1 protein-coding gene is annotated in these 398 nt (G+C 47.7%); it reads left to right on the top strand.

The window, feature by feature from the left end; translation table 11 throughout:
* Positions 1-105: 105 nt before the first annotated feature.
* The coding region (locus tag K5R89_RS27225; protein ID WP_368736280.1) for an alpha/beta fold hydrolase at positions 106-398 on the top strand (293 nt) is incomplete at its 3' end.

Below are 398 nucleotides of genomic sequence, written 5' to 3'. Positions count from 1 at the left end.
TACGCCGTGGGTCGATGTTTGATGTTATGGAGCAGCAACGATGTTACGCAGCAGGGCAGTCGCCCTAAAACAAAGTTGTACGTAGAACTCGAAGGCAATTTAAGTATGAAAGAAAAGGTAGTTGTTGATAAAGCGATTTCACTCTATACCGAATCATTCGGCGACCCGGCCCATGAACCCATTATTCTGATCATGGGGGCAATGTCGTCTGCGGTGTGGTGGCCTGATGAGTTTTGTTCCCAACTTGCCAAAATGGGTCGCTATGTGATCCGGTACGACCACCGTGATACCGGGAAATCAACAAGCTATGAGCCAGGTCAGGCTCCATATTCCGTTGAAGAATTAGCAGATGATGTGGTTCGCGTCATTGATGGTTATGGTCTGGAAGCTGCTCATTT

This window comes from Klebsiella sp. TF21-TM, assembly GCF_019753495.1.
Lineage (GTDB): Bacteria > Pseudomonadota > Gammaproteobacteria > Enterobacterales > Enterobacteriaceae > Klebsiella > Klebsiella quasipneumoniae.
The sequence above is the reverse complement of the archived record's forward strand: the minus strand, read 5'-3'. Positions and strand labels throughout refer to the sequence as shown.